The sequence below is a fragment of the Roseateles chitinivorans genome, assembly GCF_002761755.1.
Taxonomy (GTDB): Bacteria; Pseudomonadota; Gammaproteobacteria; order Burkholderiales; family Burkholderiaceae_C; genus Roseateles; species Roseateles chitinivorans.
The window spans coordinates 1-731 of sequence record NZ_PEOG01000160.1 but is presented as its reverse complement, the minus strand read 5'-3'; the positions used below and the strand labels follow the sequence as shown (position 1 = coordinate 731).

The 731-nt window shown below is 73.9% G+C and carries 2 protein-coding genes; both read left to right on the top strand.

Going from position 1 to position 731, the window contains the following annotated elements; all coding sequences use genetic code 11:
• Positions 1–367 (top strand): ADP-ribosylglycohydrolase family protein (locus CS062_RS25155; RefSeq protein WP_143742524.1); only part of this gene is annotated, 367 nt, incomplete at its 5' end.
• Positions 360–731: carbohydrate kinase family protein (locus CS062_RS25150; protein WP_143742523.1), on the top strand; the 372-nt coding region annotated here is incomplete at its 3' end. The genes CS062_RS25155 and CS062_RS25150, both read left to right, overlap by 8 nt.

Sequence of the window (731 nt, the reverse complement as noted above, 5' to 3'; positions counted from 1 at the left end):
GGAGGCGGCGCTGGCGATCGCCGCGCAGGCGCCGGACGACCACAGCTTCATGTCGCGGATGGAAGGCCTGGTCGGCAACTCGGTGCTCGCGGCGGAATCGGTGCCCGCGGCGGTCGGCATCGTGGCCTACACCGGCGGCGATCCGATGCGCACCATCGCGATCGGCGCCTCGATCGGCAACGACACCGATTCCATCGCGACCATGGCCGGCGCGATCGCCGGTGCCTGGCGCGGACTGGCCGGCGTGCCGGCGGACCTGTGCGCCGAGTTCGAAGCCGCCAACCGCGCCGACTTCGACCTGGGCGCGATCGCGGCCGGCCTGGGCGACCTGGCCTGGCGTCACTGGCAGGAGCGGCGTCATGGCTGATCGCCGTCGCTGGGACCTGCTGGCCTTCGGCGATCCCTGCATGGACCTGAGCCTGGACGTCGACCAGTGGCCCGAGGCCGGCGGCAAGGTGATGGCGCGCGCGGCGGGCCATTCGGCCGGGGGCACCACCGCCAACGCGGCCTGTGCGCTGTCGCGGCTGGGCGGTCGTTCGGCGGTGTTCGGCCGCGTTGGCGCCGACCTGTTCGGCGAGCAGCTCCGGCGCTCGCTGCGCGACGACGGCGTCGACGTCGAGCACCTGCAGGTCGCGGCCGGCGCCGCCGTGGACATGGGTGTCGATGAAGCCAGGGAGGATCAGCGGCAGGTCCTGCGCGCCGTGCCGCACCTCGTGCTCGGCGACGGCACT